23 protein-coding genes are annotated in these 25,450 nt (G+C 65.4%); 6 read left to right on the forward strand and 17 right to left on the reverse strand.

Going from position 1 to position 25,450, the window contains the following annotated elements:
- Positions 1 to 33 precede the first annotated feature (33 nt).
- Both ligD and RS897_RS13285 read right to left on the reverse strand, forming a co-directional pair.
- Positions 34 to 2,742 (reverse strand): DNA ligase D, encoded by a 2,709-nt coding sequence (gene ligD, locus RS897_RS13280; RefSeq protein WP_315838631.1) that lies wholly within the window; start codon positions 2,740 to 2,742, stop codon positions 34 to 36.
- Between the two features lie 217 nt (positions 2,743 to 2,959).
- Positions 2,960 to 3,649, reverse strand: coding sequence for an ArsR/SmtB family transcription factor (locus RS897_RS13285; protein WP_315836992.1), 690 nt, complete (start codon positions 3,647 to 3,649; stop codon positions 2,960 to 2,962).
- 156 nt (positions 3,650 to 3,805) lie between these two features.
- Here RS897_RS13285 and RS897_RS13290 point away from each other — a divergent pair, with 156 nt between their 5' ends.
- The 3 genes from RS897_RS13290 to RS897_RS13300 all read left to right on the forward strand — a co-directional run bounded on the left by RS897_RS13290 (position 3,806) and on the right by RS897_RS13300 (position 7,618).
- Positions 3,806 to 4,744, forward strand: coding sequence for an invasion associated locus B family protein (locus RS897_RS13290; RefSeq protein WP_315836993.1), 939 nt, complete (start codon positions 3,806 to 3,808; stop codon positions 4,742 to 4,744).
- A 168-nt stretch (positions 4,745 to 4,912) separates the two neighbouring features.
- Positions 4,913 to 5,242 (forward strand): NIPSNAP family protein, encoded by a 330-nt coding sequence (locus RS897_RS13295; RefSeq protein ID WP_315836994.1) that lies wholly within the window; start codon positions 4,913 to 4,915, stop codon positions 5,240 to 5,242.
- A 66-nt stretch (positions 5,243 to 5,308) separates the two neighbouring features.
- Positions 5,309 to 7,618 (forward strand): tetratricopeptide repeat protein, encoded by a 2,310-nt coding sequence (locus RS897_RS13300; RefSeq protein WP_315836995.1) that lies wholly within the window; start codon positions 5,309 to 5,311, stop codon positions 7,616 to 7,618.
- 80 nt (positions 7,619 to 7,698) lie between these two features.
- Here the strand turns inward: RS897_RS13300 and RS897_RS13305 are convergent, their stop codons facing one another.
- The 7 genes from RS897_RS13305 to RS897_RS13335 form a co-directional block, all read right to left on the reverse strand.
- Positions 7,699 to 8,472 (reverse strand): DUF2865 domain-containing protein, encoded by a 774-nt coding sequence (locus RS897_RS13305; protein WP_315836996.1) that lies wholly within the window; start codon positions 8,470 to 8,472, stop codon positions 7,699 to 7,701.
- A 120-nt stretch (positions 8,473 to 8,592) separates the two neighbouring features.
- Positions 8,593 to 9,927 (reverse strand): ArsB/NhaD family transporter, encoded by a 1,335-nt coding sequence (locus RS897_RS13310; RefSeq protein WP_315836997.1) that lies wholly within the window; start codon positions 9,925 to 9,927, stop codon positions 8,593 to 8,595.
- Positions 9,928 to 9,981: 54 nt separating this feature from the next.
- Positions 9,982 to 11,376 (reverse strand): sodium:proton antiporter, encoded by a 1,395-nt coding sequence (locus RS897_RS13315; RefSeq protein WP_315836998.1) that lies wholly within the window; start codon positions 11,374 to 11,376, stop codon positions 9,982 to 9,984.
- A gap of 102 nt (positions 11,377 to 11,478) precedes the next feature.
- Complete coding sequence (gene pyrE / locus RS897_RS13320) at positions 11,479 to 12,042, reverse strand: orotate phosphoribosyltransferase (RefSeq protein ID WP_315836999.1); 564 nt, start codon at positions 12,040 to 12,042, stop codon at positions 11,479 to 11,481.
- 117 nt (positions 12,043 to 12,159) lie between these two features.
- The gene (locus RS897_RS13325) at positions 12,160 to 12,690 is read right to left on the reverse strand and encodes a chromate transporter (RefSeq protein ID WP_315837000.1); all 531 of its coding nucleotides are present in this window, start codon (positions 12,688 to 12,690) and stop codon (positions 12,160 to 12,162) included.
- A complete protein-coding gene (locus tag RS897_RS13330) occupies positions 12,687 to 13,256 on the reverse strand; it encodes a chromate transporter (protein WP_315837001.1) in 570 nt (189 codons plus the stop codon). The genes RS897_RS13325 and RS897_RS13330 overlap by 4 nt, the downstream gene beginning before the upstream one ends.
- 120 nt (positions 13,257 to 13,376) lie before the next feature.
- On the reverse strand, positions 13,377 to 14,012 hold the full coding sequence (locus tag RS897_RS13335) for a LysE family translocator (RefSeq protein ID WP_315837002.1): 636 nt from the start codon (positions 14,010 to 14,012) through the stop codon (positions 13,377 to 13,379).
- A 225-nt stretch (positions 14,013 to 14,237) separates the two neighbouring features.
- On the opposite strand from RS897_RS13335, the gene argC reads away from it, so the two are divergent.
- The gene (argC, locus tag RS897_RS13340; RefSeq protein WP_315837003.1) at positions 14,238 to 15,179 is read left to right on the forward strand and encodes an N-acetyl-gamma-glutamyl-phosphate reductase; all 942 of its coding nucleotides are present in this window, start codon (positions 14,238 to 14,240) and stop codon (positions 15,177 to 15,179) included.
- Between the two features lie 200 nt (positions 15,180 to 15,379).
- Here argC and RS897_RS13345 read toward each other — a convergent pair whose 3' ends face one another.
- From RS897_RS13345 to RS897_RS13380, 8 genes are read right to left on the reverse strand one after another with little or no spacing between them, the layout of a single operon-like run.
- Entirely contained in the window at positions 15,380 to 16,282 is a 903-nt protein-coding gene (locus tag RS897_RS13345; protein WP_315837004.1) for a LysR family transcriptional regulator, read from the reverse strand.
- A 4-nt stretch (positions 16,283 to 16,286) separates the two neighbouring features.
- Positions 16,287 to 16,619, reverse strand: a complete 333-nt coding sequence (fdxA, locus tag RS897_RS13350) for a ferredoxin (RefSeq protein WP_315837005.1) — start codon at positions 16,617 to 16,619, stop codon at positions 16,287 to 16,289.
- 3 nt (positions 16,620 to 16,622) lie between these two features.
- Positions 16,623 to 17,399, reverse strand: a complete 777-nt coding sequence (locus RS897_RS13355; protein ID WP_315837006.1) for an enoyl-CoA hydratase-related protein — start codon at positions 17,397 to 17,399, stop codon at positions 16,623 to 16,625.
- Complete coding sequence (locus tag RS897_RS13360) at positions 17,399 to 18,565, reverse strand: CaiB/BaiF CoA transferase family protein (RefSeq protein WP_315837007.1); 1,167 nt, start codon at positions 18,563 to 18,565, stop codon at positions 17,399 to 17,401. Before RS897_RS13360 ends, RS897_RS13355 begins: the two co-directional genes overlap by 1 nt.
- Positions 18,562 to 19,923 carry an FAD-dependent oxidoreductase gene (locus tag RS897_RS13365; protein WP_315837008.1) on the reverse strand — a complete coding sequence of 454 codons (1,362 nt, stop codon included), beginning with the start codon at positions 19,921 to 19,923 and terminating at the stop codon, positions 18,562 to 18,564. Before RS897_RS13365 ends, RS897_RS13360 begins: the two co-directional genes overlap by 4 nt.
- A 20-nt stretch (positions 19,924 to 19,943) precedes the next feature.
- Positions 19,944 to 20,774 carry an ABC transporter permease gene (locus tag RS897_RS13370; RefSeq protein WP_315837009.1) on the reverse strand — a complete coding sequence of 277 codons (831 nt, stop codon included), beginning with the start codon at positions 20,772 to 20,774 and terminating at the stop codon, positions 19,944 to 19,946.
- Positions 20,771 to 21,550 (reverse strand): ABC transporter ATP-binding protein, encoded by a 780-nt coding sequence (locus RS897_RS13375; RefSeq protein WP_315837010.1) that lies wholly within the window; start codon positions 21,548 to 21,550, stop codon positions 20,771 to 20,773. The genes RS897_RS13370 and RS897_RS13375 overlap by 4 nt, the downstream gene beginning before the upstream one ends.
- A 56-nt stretch (positions 21,551 to 21,606) precedes the next feature.
- The gene (locus RS897_RS13380) at positions 21,607 to 22,614 is read right to left on the reverse strand and encodes an ABC transporter substrate-binding protein (RefSeq protein ID WP_315837011.1); all 1,008 of its coding nucleotides are present in this window, start codon (positions 22,612 to 22,614) and stop codon (positions 21,607 to 21,609) included.
- 205 nt (positions 22,615 to 22,819) lie between these two features.
- Between RS897_RS13380 and RS897_RS13385 the strand changes: the two genes are divergently transcribed.
- Complete coding sequence (locus tag RS897_RS13385; protein WP_315837012.1) at positions 22,820 to 24,052, forward strand: amidohydrolase family protein; 1,233 nt, start codon at positions 22,820 to 22,822, stop codon at positions 24,050 to 24,052.
- Positions 24,053 to 24,156: 104 nt separating this feature from the next.
- The gene (locus tag RS897_RS13390; protein ID WP_315837013.1) at positions 24,157 to 25,449 is read left to right on the forward strand and encodes an amidohydrolase family protein; all 1,293 of its coding nucleotides are present in this window, start codon (positions 24,157 to 24,159) and stop codon (positions 25,447 to 25,449) included.
- Position 25,450 lies beyond the last annotated feature (1 nt).

The following is a 25,450-nucleotide window of genomic DNA, read 5'->3' on the forward strand; positions in this document are numbered from 1 at the left end:
TCGCTCGCGTATGCGTTGTGCCTTTAGCGGCGATTAAAGAAAATGCGCGAGCGCCGCCTTCAGCGATCCCGCCGCCTTGTCGTAACTATCCCACGCCTTGCTCTTGCCGAGCAGCGCCGGCACGGTGCGAATGGTGAAGCGTGTGGGATCGAGCCCGGCTTTGACCTGCGCCCAGGTCACCGGCATCGACACGGTGGCGCCCTTGCGCGCACGCGGTGACAGGGGGGCGACCGCGGTCGCCATCTTGTCGTTGCGCAAATAGTCGAGGAAGATTTTGCCGTCGCGCAGCTTCTTCGCCATGTTGATCAGATAGAGGTCGGGGCTGTCGTCGCTCATCTGCCGGCAGACCTCCTGGGCGAAGGCCTTGGCTTCCTGCCAGTTCACCGCATCGCGTTTGCCGGTCAGCAGCGGCACCACCACGTGCAGACCCTTGCCGCCGGTGGTCTTGCAGAAACTCTCGAGATCGAGTTTTGCCAGCCGCTGCTTCATCTCCTTGGCGGCATCGATCACAGCCGAAAAATCCACATCGGGGGCGGGGTCGAGATCGAACACCAGCCGGCCCGGCATCTGCGGGTCGCCTGGTGCGTTGTTCCAGGGATGCAGCTCGAGGCCCCCCGTTTGCGCCACTGCCACAAGCCCCTCGATTTCATCGATCTGCAGATACGGCTGCCGGTCGCCGGCGACCTTCACCTCGGTGAGATGTTCCGACATGCCCTTCATGGAATGGCGCTGGAAGAACGTCTCGCCGCCGATGCCGTCAGGCGCGCGGACAATGGAGCAGGGACGCCCGGCGATATGGGGCAGCAGCCAGTCGCCGACGGCGGCCATGTAGTCGGCGAGATCGCGCTTGGTCACCGGCTCGCCGTCATCAGCGTCGGGCCACAGCGGCTTGTCGGGTTTGGAAATGGTGACGCCCATCACCACGGCATTGTCCTTGGAGGATTTGGTCGCCGGGGCTCGGCGTTGCGCGGGATGTGATTTGCCGTTCGTGCGTGAAGCCGGTCGCGAAGCAGACTTATCCATCCGCGGCGGCGCCGCCGTCACCGGCTCTTCCGCCACCACCTCGTCCGCGGATTTGTCCTCGCGCAGTCCCTTGAAGGCGGCCTGTCGGACGTTGCCGCCATCGGTCCAGCCGGCAAACTCGATTTCGGCCACCAGTGTCGGTGTCAGCCAGTGGATATCACGCCCGCCTTTCGGGGCATCCTTGCCGCCGAACGGGCTTTTCGAAGCCGCCGCCGCCTTGAGGTGCGGCATCAGTTGCTTGATCGTGTCCTGCCCATAACCAGTGCCGACCAGGCCGGTGAAAGCGAGATGCCGATCCCGGCCATGCTCGCGATACACGCCGGCCATCAGCGAGCGGAATTTGCCGGCGGTGGTTTTCCAGCCGCCGATCACGACTTCATGCCCGATGCGGATTTTCGCCTTGGTCCAGGTGTCGGTGCGGCCAGAGCGATATGGCGCATCGGCGCGCTTGGAGATCACGCCCTCCAGGCCGTCCCGGCGCGCCGCCTCCATCATGGATCCGCCATCGATGTCGAAATGCTCGACATAGCCGATGGATTTGCGGGCGGTCGCGGGCAACGCATCAATGAGCTGCTGCAAGCGCTCCTTGCGGTCCGTCAGCGGCGACTTACGCAGGTCTTCGCCGTCCGCGAACAGCAGGTCGAATGCCAGAAACATCAGCTTGCCGTCGTGGCCCTCGGAGAGCGCGGCCTGCAGTGCGGAGAAGTTCGGTTTGCCGTCCTTCCCCTGCGCCACCACTTCGCCGTCGATGATGGCGTCGGGTAACTTGGCCGCGTGTTTGGCGATGGTCCCGAATTTGTCGGTCCAGTCGAGGGCTTTGCGGGTCAGCAGCCTGGCGCCGCCGTCTGCGACGCGCAATTGCAGGCGATAGCCGTCGAACTTGATCTCGTGCACCCAGCCCTCACTGGAGGGAGCGCTGTCGACCGGGCTGCACAGCTGCGGTTCGATGAAGTCCGGCATCGGCGCGTGTTTGCCGTTGGCTTGCGCTGTCTTGCTGCGGGAGGCGGTCTTGCTGGACTTTGTCGATGTGGCCCGCGCCTCCGCGGCAAGACCGTGGTTCGAATCCCACACCGCGTCCGACGCCACCTCGGCTCTTTTCAGCATGAACGGCTTGGGCTTGGGGCCGCCGCCTGCGGCGATCTCCGCGATGGTGCGCCCGGAGGCGGCAGAGGTGTCCTCGTCCAGAATGCCGTCGGCGTCGCCGACTTTGGAATAGGGGTCGCGGTGCTTGATCAGCAGCCAGTTGGTGCGCTTGCCGCCGAAGCGGTCGCCCTTCATGCGCACCAGCACCCATTCGCCCTGCAGCCGCTCGCCGGCGAGGGCGAATTTGAGGTCGCCCTTGGCCAACCCCTTGTGCGGATCGTTGGACAGCCAGTAGCCGCGGTCCCAGATCTGCACGGTGCCGCCACCGTACTGGTTCTTGGGAATGGTGCCTTCGAAGTCGCCATAGTCCAGCGGATGATCTTCCACCTCCACCGCCAGCCGCTTGTCGTGCGGATCGATCGAGGGGCCACGCGTCACCGCCCAGGACTTGAACACGCCGTCGAGCTCCAGCCGCAGGTCGTAATGCAGCCGCGTGGCGTCATGTTTCTGGATCACGAATCGCAGTTGCGGCGCGGTCGCAATGCGGGCGTCACCACTGGGTTCGGCGGTCTTGGTGAAGTCGCGTTTGGCGCGATAGACATCGAGATTCTTGCGCGCCGTCGTCCTGGCCGCCACTGTCTTGCCGGCCGGCTTCCCGGGAGATTTTTTGGCGGATGGTTTCTTGGCAGCCAAGGCACGTCCTCGCTCTCGCCGATCGCGGTCCGAAACGAAAACGCGGGATGGCCATTGCCGTTCCGGAACCGGAATTCAACAATGGCGGTCTGTGCCAGATGGTGCAAGGCATGCAGCCGGAAAGCTTGCGGTAGCGTGTCGGCTGACGGGCGGCAGGCCCCTATCGCCTTGGGCTGCCGAACATCTCGTCGAACTTGTCCGAACCGCGGCGGCTGAAGCTGACCACGCGAGAATCCTTTTCCCGCCGGGCCCACTTCAAATCATAGAAGCGGTTGAGCAAAGCGGCGCCGAACGCGCCGGCGAGGTGGTTGCGCCGCACGCTCCAGTCGAGGCAGGCCTTGCACAAGGGACGGCGCGAGGCCCCGATGGTGGTGAGATCGATGCCGAAATCCTCGGCAAAACGGCGGCCCTTCGTTGTCAGCGCCAGCAGCGCGTCGTCGAACGAGATCAGGCCGCGCCGGGTCAAATGGTCGAACATCTGCACGCCGCGATCGCCGGCGAGATGGTCGTAGCAGACCCGGGCCTGGCGCATCGCCGGGTCCTTCGGCCCGGTGCGAACGCGGTTGTGGCCGGCATAGGCCGCCAGTCCCATCAGCGCTTCCAGCGCATCGGCCACTTCTTCGCCGCTGATGCGGAAATAGCGATGGCGGCCCTGCTTCTCCGGCGTGAGCAGGCCGCCGCTTTCGAGCTTCGCCAGGTGCGAGCTCGCGGTCTGCGGCGTGATGCCGGCTTCCTGCGCCAGTTCTGTTGCGGTCAGTGCCTTGCCGCCCATCAACGCGGTGAGCATGTTGGCGCGCGCCGGATCGCCGATCAGGGAGCCGAGCAGCGCAATGTCGGGACCTGTTTTCATGGCGCGATCTTAACGCGGGCCGGGCCGCCCGGCCATCGCTCAATGTCCCGGATACTTCGATATCGGTCGAAGTATCGTGACCCCGGATAAAGCTCGCCGGAGTCTTCGACTGAAGGCGCAGCCATAGCCTGAGCTGGACGAACGCGAGGTTTGTTGGTGGTCAGCGCGAGCGCCACCGGCGGCGATAATCTCTTGCATCATCAGGTTCGGCAGGATAACTATCCATCGTGGGAATGTTTCCCACTCATATTGGGCAGTGAAACTGGCGAGGCAAGTGGGGTGTCTGAGATATCGCAGGACGTAGCCAGGCCAAATTTCGCCGTGCTGGAAATGGAGCGACAAAACACGCCGAAAGCTGACCCGATCCAAGGCATTGGATTTCGCAATTTATCTGACGCGGCTGGAGCGAACTCAGTACGGCGTTATTTCGGCGTCGTTGTCGCTCTCTTCCTCGTTGCTGATATCTGTGCAGTGAAAGCCGCTCGAACCCCGGACCTCTCCAATGAGTCGGAAATCGCGGCAGGTGCGGTTTCCGCTCCGCCGTCGTACGGCGTGACGCCCGTCGGACGCCCTCAAAACATCGAGTCAAACGGTCCGGCGCAAGTGCAGGGCCGGACGCCGGTCTCGGAAGGTGTGGTGCCGGCCGCACAGCTTCCCAATGGGGCTTCCTCGATCATCGAGACTTACGGTGATTGGATTGTCAGATGCGTGCTCGACAACGGTGTGAAGCTCTGCACCCTCAGTCAGACGCAAAACGCCAAGGAAACCGGCCAACGTATCTTCGCCATCGAACTCCTTCCCAGGAATGGAAAGACCGAAGGCAACATTCTGATGCCATTTGGGCTCGAGCTGAACGCCGGTGCCACCCTCAAGCTCGATGGCAAGGATTTGGAGCAGGAGCGTTTTTCCACGTGCGCGCCGCAAGGCTGCTTGCTGCCGGTGTCCTTTCCCCCGGTCGTTACCGACGCCATGAGCAGGGCCAAGACGCTGACCGTCGCCGCGCAGAACGTCAATGGTGGTCAAGCCGTCATCTTCAATGCCTCCCTCAACGGTTTTGCCGCGGCCCTCGATCGGACCGTTCAACTCGGAAGCTGACCACCTGGTCTCAAAGGGATAAACCAAAGGGATAAACCAGGGGTCGACTTGTGCTGGGAGAGCCGACCGGATTCCTTCGACGCTTCGAATACTTCGACATGGGCCGAAGCATCGTGACCCGGCCGCGGGATAGGCTCGCCGCGATTTCCATCGTGCAGCGAGGCCGCCATGACCATCACCGTGTTCATCCGCTACCGCATCGATCCGTTCAAGCGGGCGGCGTTCGAAGCCTATGCACGCCGCTGGCTTCAGATCATTCCGGCCTGCGGCGGCGATCTGATCGGCTACTGGATGCCGCACGAAGGCACCAACAATATCGCCTATGGGCTGATCTCGTTCGACTCGCTCGCGAGCTATGAGGCCTATCGCGCGCGGCTGCGCGCGGATCCCGAGGGGCAGGCGAACTTCAACGCCGCCGAGCAGGAGCGCCTGATCCTCGGTGAGGAGCGCTCGTTCCTGCGGCAGGTCGAGCCGGCACTCCGCGACAGCGCCGATTGAGTTGTGCCGGAATTCGTCGCGTCGTCCGTTTAACCCCCGTTCAGGAACGGGGATCGGGACGACGGAATGAGCGATGCCGGCAATCGGGCTTTGAGAGAAGCCATCACGCATTTCGAGTCGGGCCGGACGGCCGAGGCCGGCGCGTTGTGCGGCAGCTTCCTGCTAGCGAATCCCGATCATGTGCAGGCCCTGCATCTTGCCGCTGTCATCGCCTTTGTCACGGACCGGGCGGCGGAGGGCGCCGTCCTGCTGAACCGGGTGTTCAATCTCGATCCTGACAATGCGCAGGCCTTTGCGACGCTGGGCGATGCGCTCGCGGTGAAGGGGGAGCGCGAGGGCGCGGCAGTGGCCTTCCAGCGCAGCGTGACGCTGCGTCCGGACGACGCCGGCCTTTGGGTCAAGCTCGGCGTGTCGCTGAGCGATCTCGCGCGGTTCGATGAAGCCGAGGTGGCCTATCGTCGGGCCATCGCGCTCGCCCCCGATCTGCTTCGGGCGTATTTCAATCTGGCGATCGCCCTGGCCGGGCAGGACCGGCGCGACGAGGCGGCTGGCGTCTATCGCGATATCGTGGCGCGTGATCCGTCCGCCCGCGACGCCCTGCTCAATCTGGGCAATGTCCTGATGGACCTGGGCGAGCTCGATGACGCGATCGATGCCTACCGGCGCACCGTGGAGCTGCAACCGGCGTTCGCGGCCGGTCATCGCAATCTCGCGCTGGCGCTCTGCCGGGCCAGCCGGCCAGACGAGGCGCTGGCGGCGGGCTTGCGGGCGGTCTCGCTGCAGCCGGCCGAGGTCGACGGCCATGTCGTTCTGGGCCAGGTGCTGCTCGCCCTCGACCGGATCGACGATGCCGTCGCGGCCTATCGGCATGCCCTCACGCTGCGCCCGCAGGATCCCGATCTCCACTGCAAGCTGGGAGCGGCATTTTATCACAAGGACGAGCTCGTGGAGGCCGTCGAACTCTACCGCCGCGCGACGGCGCTGGCGCCGGATCATGTCGAGGCGCTCAAGCTCACGGGCCTGGTCCTGCATGAGCTGGGACAGCTCGATGAGGCGCTGCGAACGTATCGGCGGATCTGCGCGCTGCAGCCGGACGATCCGGTGATCCTCAACAATCTCGGTGCCTGCCTGAATCAATTCAACCAGTTCGAGGACGCGATCACGGCCTGCCAGCTCGCCATTGCGCTCGATCCGAATTACGCGCCCGCGCACACCAATCTCGGCATCGCCCTGGAAGCCCGGAATGATTTCGAGGCGGTTGCTGCCGCCCATCGCCGCGCCATCGCCGCCGATCCCGCTTATTCCAAGGGCTATGCCAACCTCGCGGTCGCCCTGCGCAATCTTGGCCGGATCGATGACGCGCTGGCGGCGGCGCGTCGCTCCGTCGAGCTCAGTCCGGACGATCCGCTCACCCACTACAACTATGCGCATTTCCTGCTAATGACCGGCGATCTGCCCGGTGGGTTCCAGGAGTACGAGTGGCGCAGCCGGTCCAAGGCCCTGTCCGACGGCGACGCCACGTTCGAGCAGCCGCAGTGGCAGGGTGAGGCCCTGGCCGGCCGCACGTTGCTGCTGCACGCCGAATACGGACTTGGCGACGCCCTGCAGTTTGTGCGCTATGTCCCGGCTGTTGCCGCGATGGGCGGTTCGGTCGTGCTGCAGGTCCAGCCCGCGATCGCCTCCCTGTTGCGCAACGCGTTGAGCATTGCGGTGGTGGCCCGCGGCGAACCGTTGCCGCCGTTCGATCTGCACTTGCCGTTGATGAGCCTGCCGCGCGTGCTCGGCACCACGCTGGACACCATTCCAGCGAATGTTCCCTATCTCCATCCCGATCCGGCCAGGCTCCTGGTCTGGCAGCGGGCCATCGGCGCGGCGCCCCTGAACGTCGGGGTGGTGTGGGCGGGCAATCCCAGGCACAAGGGAGATCGGCAGCGCTCGCTGTCGGCGCAGGAGGTGCTGCCGCGACTCATGCTCCCCGGCGTGCGGCTCCACAGCCTGCAGAAGGAGCCGCGCCCGGCGGATGGTCCGGTGCTGGCGCGGTTTGGGAGCGCCATCACCGATCTTGCGTCTGCGCTCGGTGATTTTTCCGACACGGCTGCAGTGATCGGTGCGCTCGATCTGGTGATCACGGTGGATACGTCGGTCGCCCATCTTGCCGGCGCGCTCGGCCGTCCGGTCTGGGTGATGCTGCCGTATGCGTTGGACTGGCGCTGGCTGTGCGATCGGGAGGATAGCCCGTGGTACCCGACCATGCGGCTGTTCCGTCAGGCCAGGCCCCATGCATGGGACACCGTTCTCGACCGGCTGCCCGCCGAACTCGCGCGCGTTGTCGGCGGTGAACGTCAGCGGTTGTGGCCGCCCGCGGTGGAACGCTGATCGCGGCTATCGGCTTGCGATCAGGGATATCGGCGTCACGCGTGTCGCGGCGCGATCCGATCCAGAGACTCGATCAACAATCAATCGATATCCGCGCGCTTCTGTTTCGACGCCGGCGTCTTCGGCACGACATTGGTCGGGGCCGGCGCTGCGGGTGCGGTGTCCGGCGCCGCGGTCGGGTCGATCACGTCGGCACTCACCGGCGCGACCTTCATTTCGCCGAGCTTGGCGCGGACGTTCGCGGTCAATCCCGGATAGTCGGCGACCGGCGTGAACTCCGGCGCCTGGTTGATGCCGAGCCGGATGCCGGAATAGGCGAACAGGCCATCGGAGGTCGCGACCACGTCACCGGCCTTCAAGGTCGTATCCAGTGACACATCGACCGGTGCGAGCCCGGTCGGGTCGCGGCCGTTGCAGGTGCAGTCGGCCTTCAGCGCCTTGCGATAGGCGAACGCATTGTCGCTGTCGGCATAACGCTCGCCATTGGCGGCCACCGCGCCGTCGATGTTGCTGCCGAAGAACACTTTGGTTGGGCTCGCGGGACAGAACGCCTGGCACATCTGTGCCGGCGTCGAGCCGCCGCGCCCCTGCACCGGGAAATAACGCCCGTCGCAGCTGCGCACGCAGTAGCCGCTGCTGCCGCCGCGACCGGCATCGGCGCGTGGCGCGGGTGCAGCCGGCGGCGGGGTGTTGAGGCCGAACGGATCGAAGGTGTTGGACTGCGGCGCGCGACGGTTGTCGCCGCCATTGAACAGGAAATCGAAAAATCCGGCCGATGCGGAATCGAACGCGATGCCGGCGAGAACCATCGCCACCGCACCGATCAGCGCCATCCGGCGCCCAAACCCTGACATCACACGTCCCACCAGCGTCACCCATCCACGCGCCGGATATGTGGCCCGGCGCGGCGACGCTATCGCAAGATGGTAAACGAGCGGTGAGCAGGCGGTGTCATGGAGCCGACATCAAGACGCTCAGAAGTAACGCCACCAGAGATAAACGTGGCTGATCGCGACCGACAGCAGCATCATCGGGAACGCATACAAAGTGTAGGTCAGGAACCTGAACGGCACGCCGTTGCGATCACCAAGGCCGGCGACGGTGAGATTGGCCGATGCGCCGATCAGCGTGCCGTTGCCGCCGAGGCAGGCGCCGAGCGACAGGCACCACCACAGCGGCTGGATCTGATCCGCGCCGCCGAAGGCCGGCGCCATGGTCTTGATCAGCGGGATCATGGTGGCGACGAACGGGATGTTGTCGACCAGCGCCGACAGCACCGCGGACGCCCACAGGATGGCATAGCCCGCAGTCGACATCTGCCCGCCGGTCGCCGCCACCAGCTTGGTGGCGAACAGCGTCAGCAGGCCACCAACCTCGACGCCATGCACCACGATGAACAAGCCGATGAAAAAGAAGATCGTGATCCATTCCACATCGCTGAAGGTCTGGTGGATATTCTGCGCCGCCTTCTCCGAGTGGTGCGTCCAGTTGTCGAGCAGCATCAGCACCGCGGCGCCGAGCATGGCGATGGTCGCGGGCTCGAGGTGCAATTGGCGGGCGAACACGAAGCCCAGCATGACGACGGTCAGTACGACCAACGCCTGCTTGAGCAGCCGCCAGTCCTCGATGCTGTCGTTGGCCGTCATGGCCATCACGCGGGCTTCGGCCTCGGGCGCGGCATGCATGCGCCGGCCCCACAGCAGGTGGATGATCAGGGTTTGCACCGCCATCACCACGAGGATGACGGGGGCCAGATGGACGACGAAGTCGTTGAAGGCGAGGCCGGCCTGCGAGCCGATCAGGATGTTCGGCGGATCGCCGATCAGCGTCGCCGTGCCGCCGATGTTGGAGGCGAAGATTTCCGCGAACAGGAACGGGTAGGGCGGCACGTCGAGCTGCCGCGCGATCGCAAGCGTCACCGGCACCACCAGCAGCACGGTGGTGACGTTGTCGAGCAGCGCCGACAGCACCGCGGTGGTGATCTGCAGCAGCAGCAGGATGCCGGCGGGATGGGCCCGGGCCAGCTGGGCCGCCCTGACCGCGACATACTGGAACATGCCGGACCGGCGCGAGATCGAGACCAGGATCATCATGCCCGTGAGCAGGCCGAGTGTATTCCAGTCGACGCCCTTCAAGGCTTCGTTCTGGTCGAACACGCCGACAATCACCATCAGGCCGGCGCCGAGCAGCGCCACGATCGCGCGATTGACCTTTTCGGTCATGATCAGCGCGTAGGTGATCAGCAGGATGCAGGTCGAGACCCACATCGGATTGAGTCCGAAATAGATCTGTGATGCGGCGTGAGTCATGCGAGAAGCCCCCGCCGCAAGGTCGCCAATCGGGCGATTGAAGTCAAACGCGGGCTACACGCCGAGCAGCGACAGGACCACGAACACCGGGCCCAGGATCACCACCGACCAGACGATGTAGCCGAAGAAGCCGGGCATCGGCACGCCGCGTTCGGTGGCGATGGCATACACCATGAAGTTGGGCGCATTGCCGATATAGGTCAGCGCGCCCATGTAGACCGCGCCCATCGAGATCGCCGCGAGCGTCGGCGCCAGCGTGGTCATCAGGCGCTCGGCATCGCCGCCGGCGAGGCCGAAAAACACCAGATAGGTCGGCGCGTTGTCGAGGAAGCCGGACAGCGCGCCGGTCAGCCAGAAATACATGACGTTGCGCGGCTGGCCGTCCGGTGTGGTCACCGCCGCCAAAAGGCTTGCGAACGGGCCGTCCGGGCCGGCCTGCAGCATCGCCAGCACCGGGATGATACAGACGAAGATTGCGGCGAACAGGATCGCCACCTCGCGGATCGGCTCGAAGCTGAAGCCGTTGGCCTCGCGGTGCTCGTCAGGCGTCAGCCACAGCGACAGCAGCGCGATCAGCACCAGCACGCCGTCGCGCAGCAGGTTCTGCAGTTCCACGTCGGTGCCGTAGATGTCGAACACGATCCCGGGCTTCCAGATCGCGGATCCCAGGATCGCGGCGATGATCAGCGCGATCAGCAACAGGTTGATCAGGCCGTGCACCTGCAGATTGATATCGGCGCCGTTGCCGGCCGCGCCCTCGCGCCGCGACAGCACCACGTCGAAGGCGACGAAGATGGCGAGCACGGCGACGCTGACCGCAAGGGTCTGGCCCCACAGGTGCTGTGTGGTCCAGAAAAAATCGACCCCGCGCAGGAAGCCGATGAACAGCGGGGGGTCGCCGAGCGGCGACAGCGCGCCGCCGATGTTGCAGACCAGGAAGATGAAGAACACCACCACATGGGCGTTCGATGGCCGGTGCTCGTTGGCGCGCAGCAGCGGCCGGATCAGGATCATCGCGGCGCCGGTGGTGCCGACCACGCTGGCGATCAACGTGCCGAACGCCAGCAGCACGGTGTTGACCAGCGGCGTGCCGCGCAGATTTCCGGTGACCAGAATCCCGCCGGCCACCACATAGAGCGCGAACAGCAGCACGATGAAGCTGAGATATTCGGCGAGCGCCGCATGGATGAATGCCGCCGCCGCCGCGGGCCATCCATGCCACAGCGCCAGCGGCAGCAGCGTCGCCGCGCCCCAGGCGAGCGCGAACTTGCCGTAATGATGATGCCAGATCCGCTTGAACAGCAGCGGCCCCGTCGCGATGGTCAGGAGGATGCCGGCGAACGGCAGCGCCCATGGCCACGCCAGCCGCGCGCCGTCGAGTTCGGCGGCCGCTGCCGGACGGCACAGCAAGAGCAATACGAGGAGGGCGGCGGTCAGCCGTTGCGGCATGATGGTGATCCCGTGGAGATTCAGCCCCCTAGCAAAGATGTTGACGGATCGCAAAGCACGTCCCGGCGAGCGTGACCACGCGCCGCAGCACATCGCGCCGTCTCAACCCTTGAGGAACTCGCTGGCCTTGTAGAGCGAACGGAAGGGAATGCCGGCGTCCCGGAAGGTGTCGGTGGCGCCTTCTTCGCGGTCGACCATGGTGATCACCAGGGCAATGATGCCGCCGGCATCGCGCACGGCCTCCGCCGCCTTGATGGCGGAACCGCCGGTGGTGGTGACGTCTTCCACGATCACCACCCGCTTGCCTTCCAGGCTCTCGCCCTTGGCCAGCCCCTCGACGCCGAGCTTGGCGCCGTGTTCCTTCGGCTTCTTGCGCACGAAGAAGGCGGCGATCGGATGTCCGCGCATCCAGGAGAGCTGGGCGATGGCGCCGGCCAGCGGCACCGCGCCCATTTCCAGGCCGCCGACATAGTCCAGCTCGTCGTCCTTGAGCGCTTCGAAGGTCAGTTCCGCCAGCAGCGACGCGCCCTCGGGATCGAGCATCGTCGGCTTCAGGTTGAAGTAGAAGTCGCTCTTGCGGCCGGAAGCCAGGGTGATCTCGCCGCGCCCGAACGAGCGTTTGGCGATGATGTCGGCGAGGCGAGCGCGGGCGGCGGACTTGGACACGGAGCGACTCCAGGATTTTGGGAGTCTTACCGGGGCCGGCCGGGTAATTCCAGAGCTTCCGCACCCCCGTCAACAGTCGAAGGAGGCCGAAATCCCAGCGATTTCAGGGATTCGGTGTCAGGAAAGCCCGATTCCGCTCAATCCGATCAGGGCGCCGCCCGCCAGCACCCACAGCGGATGGATGCGGGTGGTGAGCGTGACCAGCGCGCCGGCGGCGGTGATCGCGACCAGGATCCATTCATGGTCGGAGGCTTCCGCGATCAGCAGGGCGCTGGCGGCCACCAGGCCCACCGTCATCGGCACCAGGCCCGCCTGCACGATCCGGCGCCAGGGATGATCCTTGAAGCGTTCCCACACCTGCATCACGATTCCGGTGAGGATGGAACTCGGGCCGAACTTCGCCAGCGATGTCACCAGCACGCCGGGCCATCCCGCCACATGCCAGCCCACCAGCGTCACCACCATCATGTTGGGGCCGGGCGCGGCCTGGGCCAGCGCGAACATCGCGGAGAAGTCACGGGCCGACATCCAGTGATGCACGTCCACCACCTGGCGCTGCATTTCCGGCAGGATGGTGTTGCCGCCGCCGAACGCGAGCAGCGACAGCTGCGCGAAGATGATGGCCAGCGAGACAAGAGCCGCGGTCATGTTTCCAGCCTCCAGGTGGCGAAGATGCTCAGCACCGCGAGCGTCACCATGGTCGGCAGCAGCGGCAGGCGGAATACGGCAACGGCGATGAAGCACAGCGTCGCCATCACGATGGCGACGGGGCGCTTGCGGATCGGCAGCGCGATCTTGATCGCCGTCGCAACCAGCAGCCCGGCGGCGGCGGCCGCGAGGCCGGCGAACAGATGCTGGAGGCGCGGATCGTTCTGGAAACGGTCATAGACCATGCCGAGCATGATCACGATCATCGTCGGCGCCGCGATCAATCCCACCAGCGCTGCGAGTGCGCCGGCGAGGCCACGGAAGCGCAGCCCGATTGCCACCGAGAGATTGATGATATTGCCGCCGGGGAGAAACTGGCAGAGACCAAGCAGCTCGGTGAACTCGGCGCCGGTCAGCCAGCGCCTGTCCTCCACGATCATGCGCCGCGCCATCGGCAGCACGCCGCCGAAGCCCATCAGGCCGAGGCCTAGGAAGCCCGTGAACAGCGCGCCGACTGTCGGCGGCTCCGCTGTCGCGGTGACGGGGGTGGTGGTGGTTGCGTCCATGCTGTGCTCCGCCGGCCCATGATATCGGGCGGCTGACAAATTGGTACGCCAGGCCTCAGCCTATGTCTAATATATGGATCAGACGATATTCATATCGGATGGATATGTTTGAAAGCCGCGTTATGCGCGGCGGGCCTCGAACGCCATCCGCACCGCCAGCGCCGCAAGCACGGTGCCCATCACCCAGCGCTGCAGCTTCAGCCAGGTCGGCCGCGATCCGAAAAACAATGCGATGGAGCCGGCGGCGAGCGCAATCATGGCGTTGACGCTGACACTGACCGTGATCTGGATCAGGCCGAACATGATCGACTGGATCAGCACGCTGCCGTGCGCCGGTTCGATGAACTGCGGCAGCAGCGCCAGATACAGCATGGCGATCTTCGGATTGAGCAGGCTGGTGAGGAAACCCATGCTGAACAGTTTGCGCGGGCTGTCGATGTTGAGCTTGGTCACCTGCAGCGGCGAGCGGCCGTTCGGCTTCAGCGCTTGCCAGGCGAGATACAGCAGATACGCAGCACCGGCGAGCCGCAGCGCGTCATAGGCATAAGGCACCGCCATCATGAAGGCGGTGATGCCGAATGCGGCACTGAGCATGTAGACCACGAAGCCCAGCGTGACGCCGCCCAGCGACACCAGCCCGGCCATCGGGCCCTGGGTGATGGAGCGCGACAGCAGGTAGATCATGTTCGGGCCCGGCGTCAGCACCATGGCCAGCGCAACCAGCGAGAATGTCAGAAGGGCGGTAGGGGTGGGCATCGATAAGTCCTGCGAGCTGCGGGCAATCCTACTGAATCCATAGCGGTTTCAGGTGGTCTCAGGCAGGGGGCCGGGCGGGACACTGGCATGCGGCACGGCCACGAATCCGAGCGGTATTTCCGTGGCGTCTGCGCCCTGTCATGAAGCCTGCGATATAGTGGTGGCGAACCGGCGCAGTACGTATTATTTCACCCCTGCGTTCACTCCCTGGCCGAGGCGAAACACATGGTCGCAAAGATCTTCATCGATGGCGAAGCCGGCACCACCGGGCTGCAGATCCGCGAGCGGCTGGCCGGCCGGCGCGATATCGAGCTGCTCACCATCTCGCCCGACAAGCGCAAGGACACCGATGAGCGCAAGCGCCTGCTCAATGCGGCTGATGTCGCCATTCTCTGCCTGCCGGATGAGGCGGCGAAGGAGAGTGTGCGCCTGATCGAGAACGACACCACGCGGGTGATCGACGCCTCGACCGCCTATCGTGTTGCCGAGGGCTGGACCTACGGTTTTGCCGAGATGGACAAGTCGCAGTCGCACGCCATCGCCACCGCCAAGCGCGTCGCCAATCCCGGCTGCTGGCCGCAGGGCGCCATCGCCACGCTGCGGCCGCTGGTCGAAGGCGGGCTGATCCCGGCGGATTTTCCGGTCACCGTGCACGGCATCTCCGGTTATTCCGGCGGCGGTCGCACCATGATCGAGGACTACGAAAGCAAGGGCGAGGATGCCAACGAGTATCTGCCCTATGGCCTGACGCTGAAGCACAAGCACCTGCCCGAGTTGCAGGCCTATGCGAAGCTCGGCCGCGCGCCGCTGTTCACGCCTGCGGTCGGCAATTTCGCCCAGGGCATGATCGTCAGCGTGCCGCTGCAACTGGGGCATCTCGCCCGCGTGCCGACCAGCGCGCAGTTGCATGCCGCCATCGCCGATCATCACGTTGCCATCGCCGACAGTTTTGTCGAGGTCGCGCCGCTCGGCGATCCCGCTCCGATCAATCCCGAGGCGTACAACAACACCAACCGCATGCGCCTGCATGTCTACGCCAACGACCAGACGGCCCAGGCCGTGCTGATCGCGGCCTACGACAATCTCGGCAAGGGCGCCTCGGGGGCGGCGGTGCAGAACCTCAATTTGATGCTGGGCGTGGCTGCGGATACGTCGCTCGCGGCGTGAGTTAGTTTGCCCAGCGTATCATCCCCACTCCGTCATTGCCGGGCTTGACCCGGCAATCCAGCTTTCTTCGACAGGCCCAACACGAATTGAGCGCTTAAGCTGGATCCGCGGGTCAAGCCCGCGGATGACGCTGAATGTAATGAGCCGCCATCTATCATCCAGAGTGATACTCTCAGGACGGGCGTCGGTCCGATCCCACCTCACCCCGTCGGCAGCCTTGCAATATCCTCACTCAGCCTTCGCACCAGTTGCCGGGCCGGCGCGCTGAGCGGACGTGCCGTTGCCGTCAGCAGGCCGATCTTCACGGTGTTGATCGCCTCGGAGGCGAAGGCGCGCCAGACCAGTTCGCCGCTTTCGATTTCCTCGAGATAGCCGAGCCGGGTGAAGAAGGCGATGCCCATGCCGAGCCGGATGCCGCGCTTGATCATCTGGATGGAATTGGACGTGATCCGCGGCACCAGCCGGGCCCGGAACGCGGTGAACTCCGGATCGACATTGGCGGCGCGCGGCAATGGCCCGGCGGGCGTCAGCAGAGGATAGGCGGCGGCCTCCTCGAACGTGATGCTGCGCTTGCCTGCGAGCGGATGGTCGGCCGGCATGATGACACCGATCGGGGCCGCGATTTCAGCTACGAATTGCACGGAGCGCGCGGTCCGCTCGACGAACGTAAAACCCATATCGGCGCTGCCGTCCGCCACCAGCCCTTGCACGTCCGTCGGCGAGACCGCCGAGATCGTGAAAGTGACGGCCGGAAAATCGGTGCGGAAGCGGTCGATGGTCCGTGGCAGGAAATCAACCAGCAAGGAGTCCACCGCGACGATGGCGACATGGCCGGAGCGCGCCTCCTTGAGGTCGTCGATCTCGGTCCGCACCCGATCGTAATCGTGGAACGTCGCCGTCACATGGCGCAGCAGGAGTTCCCCCGCCGCGGTCAGGCGCATGCCACCGGGCAGGCGGTCGAACAGCGGCGTTCCCAGCTCTTCTTCCAGTTTCAGGATTTGCCGGTTGAGGGCGCTTGCCGCAACGTTCAGATGGGCTGCTGCCTTGCGGATCGATCCCAGTCGCGCCGTCTCGCGGAAATAGGCGAGGGCTGCGGCGTGCATGCCGTCAACCGCCTCGTACAGGCTGGGCCGCCACCAGCGGGTGATCGATCGTCCGGGTGGTCCGCGTGTCGGCGCCGCGCGGCGAGCCCAGCGCGCTCACCGTCTCGCCGAAATAATCCCGGTTCACCGCGATCCACATCACCAGGTCCTCGGGCAGCCGGTCGTCGGCATGGATCGCCGCGACCGGACAGACGGTCTCGCACAGACCGCAGTCGATACACTCGTCGGGGTGAATGTAGAGCGTGCGCGCGCCCTCGTAAATGCAGTCCACCGGGCAGGCCGGGAGGCAGGACTTGTCCTTCACATCGATGCAGGTATCGGTGATGACATAGGGCATGGTTTAGCGCCCTTGCCACACCGGCTTGCGCTTTTCGACAAAGGCCCGCACGCCTTCTGTCGAATCCACCGAGTTCAGGGCTTCTACCAGGGCCGGCAGCCGCTGGGCCTGGGCTTCGGCGGCGGTCAATTGCGCGGTGCGGCGGGCGACCTGCTTGATGGCCCGGAGCGACAGCGGCGCGCAGGCCAGCACTTCTCCCAGCCAGCGATCGACCGCCGCGTCGAGGCCGGCTGACGGCACCACCTCGTTGATCAGGTCGAAGCGCAGCGCTTCGTCGGCCTTGATGCGGCGGCCGGTGAGCAGCATTCCCATCGCCGCGCGATGCGGAATCTGTCGCTGCAGCAACACCATGCCGCCGTCCAACGGCAAGCGCCCGACGCGCGCTTCCGGCAACCCGAAGGTGGCGTGATCGGCGGCCACCACCAGGTCGCAACCCAGCATTATCTCAAGTCCGCCGCCGAGTGCATGCCCGTTCACCCGCGCAATCACCGGCACGTCGAGGGTGTCGCGCAAGGCGATGCCGCCGAAGCCGCCCGGCCGCGGCATCGCCCAGTACTCCAGGCCCGATGCGCCGCTGCCGCCCTTCATGTCGGCGCCGGTGCAGAAGGCGCGCTCGCCGGCGCCGGTCAGAACGACAGCGCGGACATCGCGATTTTGCTCGATCTCCGACCAGATCGTCTGCAATTCCCTTTCGGTCGCCTGGTCGACGGCATTCATCACCTCCGGGCGGTCGATCGTCACCCGTGCGACGTGATCGGCGATATGGACATGAACCGGCATTATTCGGCTGCCTGGCTGGCCGCACGTCCCAGCTCGGCGCGGACCGCATCGGTGTCGCGGCCGAGCGAGGGCGGGGCGGTGCGGATTGTCACCGGCGCGTCCGACATATGGATCGGCGAGCCGATCACCTTGATACGTTCGATGTCGCCGTCGGCCTCGATGATCATCTCGTTGATGGCGGTCTGCTCGTCGGCCAGCGCTTCGGCGAGGGAGCGCACCGGCGCGCACAGCAAATCCTGTTCTTCCAGCCGCGCCAGCCAGTGCGCCATGGTGCCGGACTTGAAACGCTCCTTGAAGATCGCCTGCAGGGCCGGCTTGTTCGCCACCTGATTTTCGAAGCTGGCAAAGCGCGGGTCCTTGCCGAGATGATCGAGACCCAGCGCCTTGGAGATGTCGCCGAGCGGATCGGCCTTGAAGGCGCCGACCATCACCAGCGCGCCGTCCGAGGTCGGGAACACGCCGGACAGCGGCATCGCGCCCCAGTTCACCTCGCGCCCGCGCATCAGGTGCGCAGCCGCCTCCTGGGTCTGCGCTGCCAGCATGGAATCCAGCAGCGACACCGCGATGCGCTGGCCGCGTCCGGTTTTCTCCCGCTGCAGAATCGCCAGCAGCACGCCCTGCACCATGTGCATGCCCGCGGAGTAGTCGGCGAAGGTGGTTGCCAGCACCGCGAGCGGATCGCTCTCGTTGGAGCGCCGGTACAGCACGCCACTCATCGCCTGCGCCAGCACGTCCTGGCCGCCCTTGTGGCTGTTGGGGCCGGTGAGGCCGAAGCCGGTGCCGACCGCATAGATGAGCCGTGGATTGATCTTGATAAGATCTTCGTAGCCGAAGCCGAGCCGTTCCATCACACCGGAGCGGAAATTGTTGACCACCACGTCGGAGCGCCGCACCAGGCCGAGCACCACCTCGCGGTCGTCCGGTTTGCGCAGGTCGAGCACGATCGAGCGCTTGTTGCGATTGAGCGAACAGAACACCGGGCCGAGCAGGCCGGCCGGATCGTTCGGGAACGCGGTGCGCGACAGGTCGCCGGTGCCGGGCTTCTCGATCTTGATCACGTCGGCGCCGTAGTCCGCCAGCATCTGGGTGGCCACGGGCCCCATCATCACCTGGGTGAAATCGATGACCCGAATGCCGGCAAGCGGCAGGGTTGTGGTCTCGGTCACGCGGCATTCTCCATGATTTTGGCATTGGCGGACGGGCGGTCTCCGGGATCGCCGCCCTGGGCCCGAACTTTGGCGCAGATGGCCGCGGGCGAGACCGCGCGCGGGGAAATGTTGGACGCGACCGCGAGCGCGGCCGCGACGCCGGCGGATTGCCCCATCGACATGCACGGTGGAATCTCGCGCGACATTTTTTGCGCCGACTCCGTCGCGGAGTAGTGTCGGCCGGCCACCACCATGCCCTCGATCGCCTTCGGCAGCATGGACCGGTAGGGCGTGTAATAGTCGCGCCCGCGCGCCACCGTATCGGGGAAATGCACGCGGTCCTGCACGTCGTCCTTGGTGACGACATAGTCGCCGTCGAGCAGCCGGGTCTGGCGCACGCCGAGCTGCGGTGCGACATCGATGACAAAGCAAGATTCGAAGCCCGGCATGTTGGCACGGACATAATCGACCAGCGCATAGATGCGCTTGCGTCCCTCGAAATCGGCCTTGGTGATGTCCTCGACCGACAGGCCATCGAGGCCGGTCATGTGCGGGCAGTTGCACCAGACCACGCCGGGCAGCGGCGTCTTCAGCCACCACAGGTCCCAGGAGCCGCCCATCACCCGCTTTGCCTGCCGATCGAGCAGCGCGTATTTTTCCGGCTCCTCAAATCGAAACCGCTCGGCCGCTTCGGTGTCGACGCCGCCCAGGCGAAACACGGTCGTGAGGATGTAGGAGCCGTGGATGAAGGATGAGCCTGCGGCGGCGGCAACGTCGAGATCGCCGGTCGCATCGATGATCACGTCGCCCAAAATCGCCTGGCGGCCGGCCTTGGTTTCGCAGACCACACCGGTGATGCGGTTGCCGTCCATCACCGCGCGCGAGAACCAGGAGTGCAGCCGCACGTCGACGCCGGCCTCCGCGATCATGTCGTTGGAGACCCGTTTCCAGCCGTCCGGATCGAACGCTGCCGCCATCACGATCGGTGCCGGCTTGCTCTGCGCGCGGAAGTCGAATGCGCCCCAGCGCGCCCATTTGCGAAACAGCTCCCAGCTCTGTCCGCGCTCGTCCGGCGGCGGGTAGACGCAGGCACCAATGGCGGCCATCCGGTCGATCATCTCGGTGCAGATGCCGGTGGTGGTGACTTCCTGGCCGTTGTGCATGTCGTCGAGCACCAGCACCATGCCGCCTGAGGCGAGGCCCCCGAGATAGGGGTAACGCTCGATCAGCGTGACGGACGCGCCTTCGCGCCGCGCGGCGACTGCCGCCGAAAATCCGGCCGGCCCGCCGCCGACCACCACCACGTCGGATCGGGCGACTACCGTCGCTTCGTCCGGCTTGTCCATGATGCGCGTGGGTGTCTTGTCTCTTAACATGGGTCGCTCCCGGGAATTTCCTAGTGAGAGTTGGCCGGCTGCCAGCGCACGACCAGACGTTCGATGGTGGCGATGGTGACGAAGAACAGCACGGAGAATGCCGAACCCATCAGCACGGTGGCGTAGAGCATCGCCGAATCGAAATTGTAGGTGGACTGGATGATCAGCGCGCCGATGCCGGTGGTGGAGCCGATCCATTCGCCGACAATGGCGCCGATCACGGCGGTGGAGGCCGCGATCTTCAGCGCCGAGAACAGATACGGCAGCGAGTTGCGCAGCCGCAGCTTGAAGAACACCTCGCGCTTGCTGGCCGACAGCACCCGCATCAGCTCCATCGCCTGCGGGTTCACCGATTCCAGTCCCCGCACCATGTTGACCAATGTTGGGAAGAAGCAGATCAGGGCCGCGATCGCGATCTTCGGCTCCATGCCGTTGCCGAGCAGCAGCACCAGGATCGGGGCCTTGGCCACCACGGGAATGGTATTGACCACCACCACCACCGGGAAGAACGCCTCTTCCATCGCCTTGCTGTGCACGAACACGGTGGCGATCACGATCGCGGTGAGGTTGCCGAGCAGAAAGCCGGAGAACGCCTCGATCGCGGTCGGCAGCAGGTTTGCCAGCAGCACGTCGAACCGGCTCATCAGGGTCGACAGCACCAGTTGTGGCGAGGGCGCGACATACACCGGCACATTGAAGATTTTGATCACAAGGGCCCAGAGCAGCAGCGCCGAGGCGATGCCGATCACCGGCAGCAGCCGCCGGCGCCAGATCAGGCGTTGCCGCTGGGCGCGATGCGCCTCTTCAGCTGCGGCGAGGCCATGGTCGAAGTTAAGATCGACTGTTGTCATTGGCCCCTCCCCAAAGCGTCGCGCAGACGGCCGGCCATGGCGACGAACTCGCTGCTCTCGCGAATCTTCAGGGTGCGGTCGCGCGGCAGGTCGACCCGCGCCAGTTCCGCCACCCGGCCGGGATTGGCTGCGAGCACCAGCACCTGCTCGCCGAGATAGAGCGCCTCGTAGACCGAGTGGGTGACGAACATGATGGTGGTCGCCGTCTCCTGCCAGATCCGGCGCAGCTCCTCGTTGAGACGGTCGCGGGTGATCTCGTCGAGCGCGCCGAACGGCTCGTCCATCAGCAGCAGGCGAGGGCCACCGAGCAGGGCGCGGGCGATCGAGACCCGCTGGCGCATGCCGCCAGAGAGTTCATGCGGAAAGCTGTTTTCCCAGCCGGCAAGGCCGACCAGCTTCAGAAGTTCGCGCGGCGTCGGCGAATTGGCCGGAAGCCCACGCCGGCCGCCGACCTCGAGCGGCAGTTCGACATTCTGCAGCGCGGTGCGCCACGGCAGCAGCGCCGCATCCTGGAATACAAAGCCGAAGCTGCGCGCCGAGCGCGCCTCCTCCGGGCTCATCCCGAACACCGAGACATGGCCCGAGGACGGCGCGATCAGATCGGCGACCACCCGCAGCAGCGTGGATTTTCCACAGCCGGAGGGGCCGAGCAGGCTGAGGAAACCACCGGGCGTCAGATCGAAGGAGACGTTCTGCAAGGCGGTGACGGTTCGTCGTTCGGTGACGAAGCGGACCGTGACATCCTGGCAGGTCACTGCGTTCGAGGGAGGGCGCATGGGCGCAAACCTTTGTGGACGAAGCGGTTATCAACGATGACGAGGGGCGCGGGCGATCAGCCGATCTTCACGCGCTGCTCGGCGGTCTGTTTGAGGATGTCGAGGCTCATCACCTCGTCGAGCTTCGGCGTCTTGCGCGTGAACTGGCCGAGCTGCGCATAGAGATCGATCTGCTCCTGCCAGATTTGCGGATCCATCGTGCCCCAGCCTTCGGCCTTGGTGCGGTCGGAGAATGCATAATCGAGCATGACATCGAGCGCGACGCGTTCGTCCGCTTTGACCAGATTGGGGAATTCCTTCACCAGCAGGTCGACCGCGGTTTCGCGGTTGGCGTGGGCATAGGCCCAGCCCTTGGAGCTCGCGCGCAGGAATTTCGCCAGCAGGTCGCCCTTCTTCTGGACGGTGTCCGCGGTCGCATAATAGGGCAGGGCATAGAGGCGCACGCCGGCATCCCACAGCCGCAGATCCACGCGATCTGGCCCCAGCACCTTCAGCGCGGTGGTGTTGGTCAGCCAGCCGGTGACGACATCGACCTGGCCGGTGAGCAGCGGCGCCATGTCGGCGCCAATGGTGACGACCTGCACCTCGCGCTCGGGGATCTTGTTTTTGGCGAGCAGCGCGCGCAACAGGATGACGCCGGTCGCCTGGATGCCGACCTTCTTGCCGATGAAATCGGCCGGTTTCGTCACCGGGTTCTTCTTCAGCGAAAAGAATGTGTAGGGATGCATCTGCGCGCCGGCGGCGAAGCAGCGTACGGGAATGTCCTGCGATGCGGCGAGCATCAATGAGGGGCTCGACGTCGCTTGCCCGAGCTCGAAACGGCCCGAGGCCACCACCGCGACGCCGTCGATATTGGGGCCGCCGGCCTGCAGCTTCAGTTCGATGCCTTCGGCCTCGTAATAGCCAAGGTGCTTGGCGCAAATCTCGCCGATCTGGTTGCCGGACGGCAGCCAGCCGATCTGCAGGTTCAGCACTGGCCGGCCCTGTGCATGGGCGCCGGTGATCCCGATGCAGGTGCCTGCCGCAGCCGACGTTATCAGGAAACGTCTGCGATCAATCATCATGCCGCGCTCCTTTTGTTTTGCGCTGGACGAAAATTTCCCGGCAGGGACCGCTATAAGGCCACGACAACGCAGTGCCGGGAAGATCAAAGAATCGACGAGGGCGTACGAAAAAACAGCACGCCTGAATCGGGTCGGGAATGGCTTCACTTCCAGCCATTGACGGAGCCATGCCCGCGATGATCGGGCGCACACTGGAGGTTGCATCATGGCTGTTGTGCTTACTCACGCGACGATCGCGACCGTCGATGTCGACGACCGCGTGCTGACCGACAGCGATATTCGCATCGAGGGATCGTCGATCACAGCGATCGGCGCCGGCGGCACGCTGGCGGCGCTGGCGGATACGATCATCGACTGTACCAGCGGATTGGTGCTGCCCGGTTTCGTCAACACTCACACCCACGCAACATTGGCGCTGTTCCGCGGTCTTGCCGACGACCGTATCAGGGCGTTCTGGCCGGAGGGCGGCTATCGCGTGCCCGGCCAGGAGCGTTTCACGACGGATGACTACCGCCGCTCGCTGACATCAGCGTGTTCGGAATTCCTGCTTAATGGCGTGACCACGATTGCCGATCGCGTCGGCGACATGGACCTCTATGCACCGATCATCGAGGCGAGCGGGCTGCGCGCCACCGTCGGGTCCACTATCGTTGACCTAGGTGGCCCGGCCGACTGGGGACCGACCGAGCGGTTGATCGAACGCTACGGCGTCGATCCCTCGCGCTCGCGCATTGTTGCCGGCATTGCACCCCATGCGCTGGATACATGCTCCGACGCATTGCTGGCCGAATGCGCCAAGCGCGCCCGCCGGATCGGGGCGCGGGTCTATCTGCATGTGGCGCAGTGCGAGGCGGAGATTGTTGCGATCCGCAAGCGCGGCCATGCGGGCGCGCTCGCCTGCCTGCGCTGCGCCGGATTGACCGGGCCAGACGTGATCGCAGCTCATGCAATCTATCTCGACGCGGACGAGCGCGACGGCTGGTGCGCCGACGGCACCGCCATCTGTCATTGTCCCGCCAGCAACCTGAAGATCGAGGCGCGGACGTTGCCGCTCGCTCGCTTTCATGGGCGCACGCCGGTCGGACTCGGTACCGACTGGACCGCGTCGGACAACAGCATGGACATGTTCTGGGCGATGCGGCTTGCGGCGCTGGTCGGCAAGATGACCGCCGATGATCCGACTGTGCTGACCACGCGCCAGATGCTGCGGCTCGCCACCATCGACGGCGCCCGCGTGCTCGGCATCGATCACCTTGTCGGCAGCATCGAAGTCGGCAAGCGCGCCGACCTCATGGTGCTCGATCTCACCCAGCCCGAGATGCAGCCGCTGCACGATCCGATCTCCAACATCGTCTATTCGGCATCGCCCCGCAGCGTGCGCGATGTGCTGGTCGACGGCGTGGTCCGCGTCCGTGGCCGGAAATTGAGCGCGGGATAATGCGCCATGTCTTGCCCGACAAATGGGCTGGTTGCCTCTTGCCGGCTTCGGCCAAAGCGCCGACACTTTATGGGATAAGATGCGCCTCACATGGAAATCCCGCCTTGTCCTTTGACCTGATCATCCGCAACGCCACGCTGCCCGACGGTCGCACCGGGATCGATCTGGCTGTTACGTCCGGCCGCATCGCCGCGGTTGAGCCCGGCATCGCGGCCGAAGCCGCGATGGTGATCGACGCCGGTGGACACCTGGTGTCGCCGCCCTTCGTCGATTGTCATTTCCACATGGACGCGACCCTGTCGCTCGGATTGCCGCGGCTCAACCGCTCCGGCACGCTGCTGGAAGGCATCGCCTTGTGGGGCGAGCTCAAGCCGCTGTTGACCGCGGAAGCGGTGATCGCGCGTGCCTTGCGTTATTGCGATCTCGCGGTGGCGCAGGGGTTGCTCGCCGTCCGCAGCCATGTGGACATCTGCGACGACCGGCTGCTGGCGGTCGATGCGCTGCTTGAGGTCAAGCGCAGGGTCGCGCCCTATCTGCACCTCGAACTCGTGGCATTCCCCCAGGATGGATACTACCGCTCACCGAGCGCGGTCGAAAACCTCAGGCGCGCGCTGGACAGGGGTGTCGAGGTCGTCGGCGGCATCCCGCATTTCGAGCGCAGCATGGGCGATGGCGCGGCCTCGGTGCGCGCGCTGTGCGAACTCGCCGCTGCCCGCGGCCTGCGCGTGGATATGCACTGCGACGAGACCGACGACCCGCTGTCCCGTCACATCGAGACGCTGGCGTACGAGACGCAGCGGCTTGGACTGGCCGGCCGCGTCGCCGGCTCGCATCTCACCTCCATGCATTCCATGGACAATTATTATGTCTCCAAGCTGCTGCCGCTAATGGTGGAGGCCGGCGTTGCGGCAATAGCCAATCCGCTGATCAACATTGTCCTTCAGGGGCGCCACGACACCTATCCCAAGCGCCGCGGCATGACCCGCGTCGCCGAGATGCGGGCCATGGGCATCGATGTCGCGTTCGGCCAGGACTGCACCATGGACCCGTGGTATTCGCTGGGGTCCGCCGACATGCTGGATGTGGCACACATGGGCCTGCATGTGGGGCAGCTCACCTCGCGCGACGCCATGCGCTGGTGTTTCGAGGCGGTTACCACGATTCCGGCGCGCATCATGGGGCTCGACGGCTATGGCCTGGAGGTCGGCTGCCATGCCGATCTCGTGGTGCTGCAGGCCGCTGATCCGATCGAAGCGGTTCGGCTGCGCGCCGCACGGCTTTGTGTGATCCGCCGCGGCCGCGTCATTGCCGAGAGCGAACCGCGCCGCACCACGCTGGCCATCGAAGGCCGTCCGGCCGTCGTCGATGCCTCGTCCTACGCGCCGCCGGTGGGGTGAG

The sequence above is a fragment of the Bradyrhizobium prioriisuperbiae genome (assembly GCF_032397745.1).
GTDB lineage: Bacteria > Pseudomonadota > Alphaproteobacteria > Rhizobiales > Xanthobacteraceae > Bradyrhizobium_A > Bradyrhizobium_A prioriisuperbiae.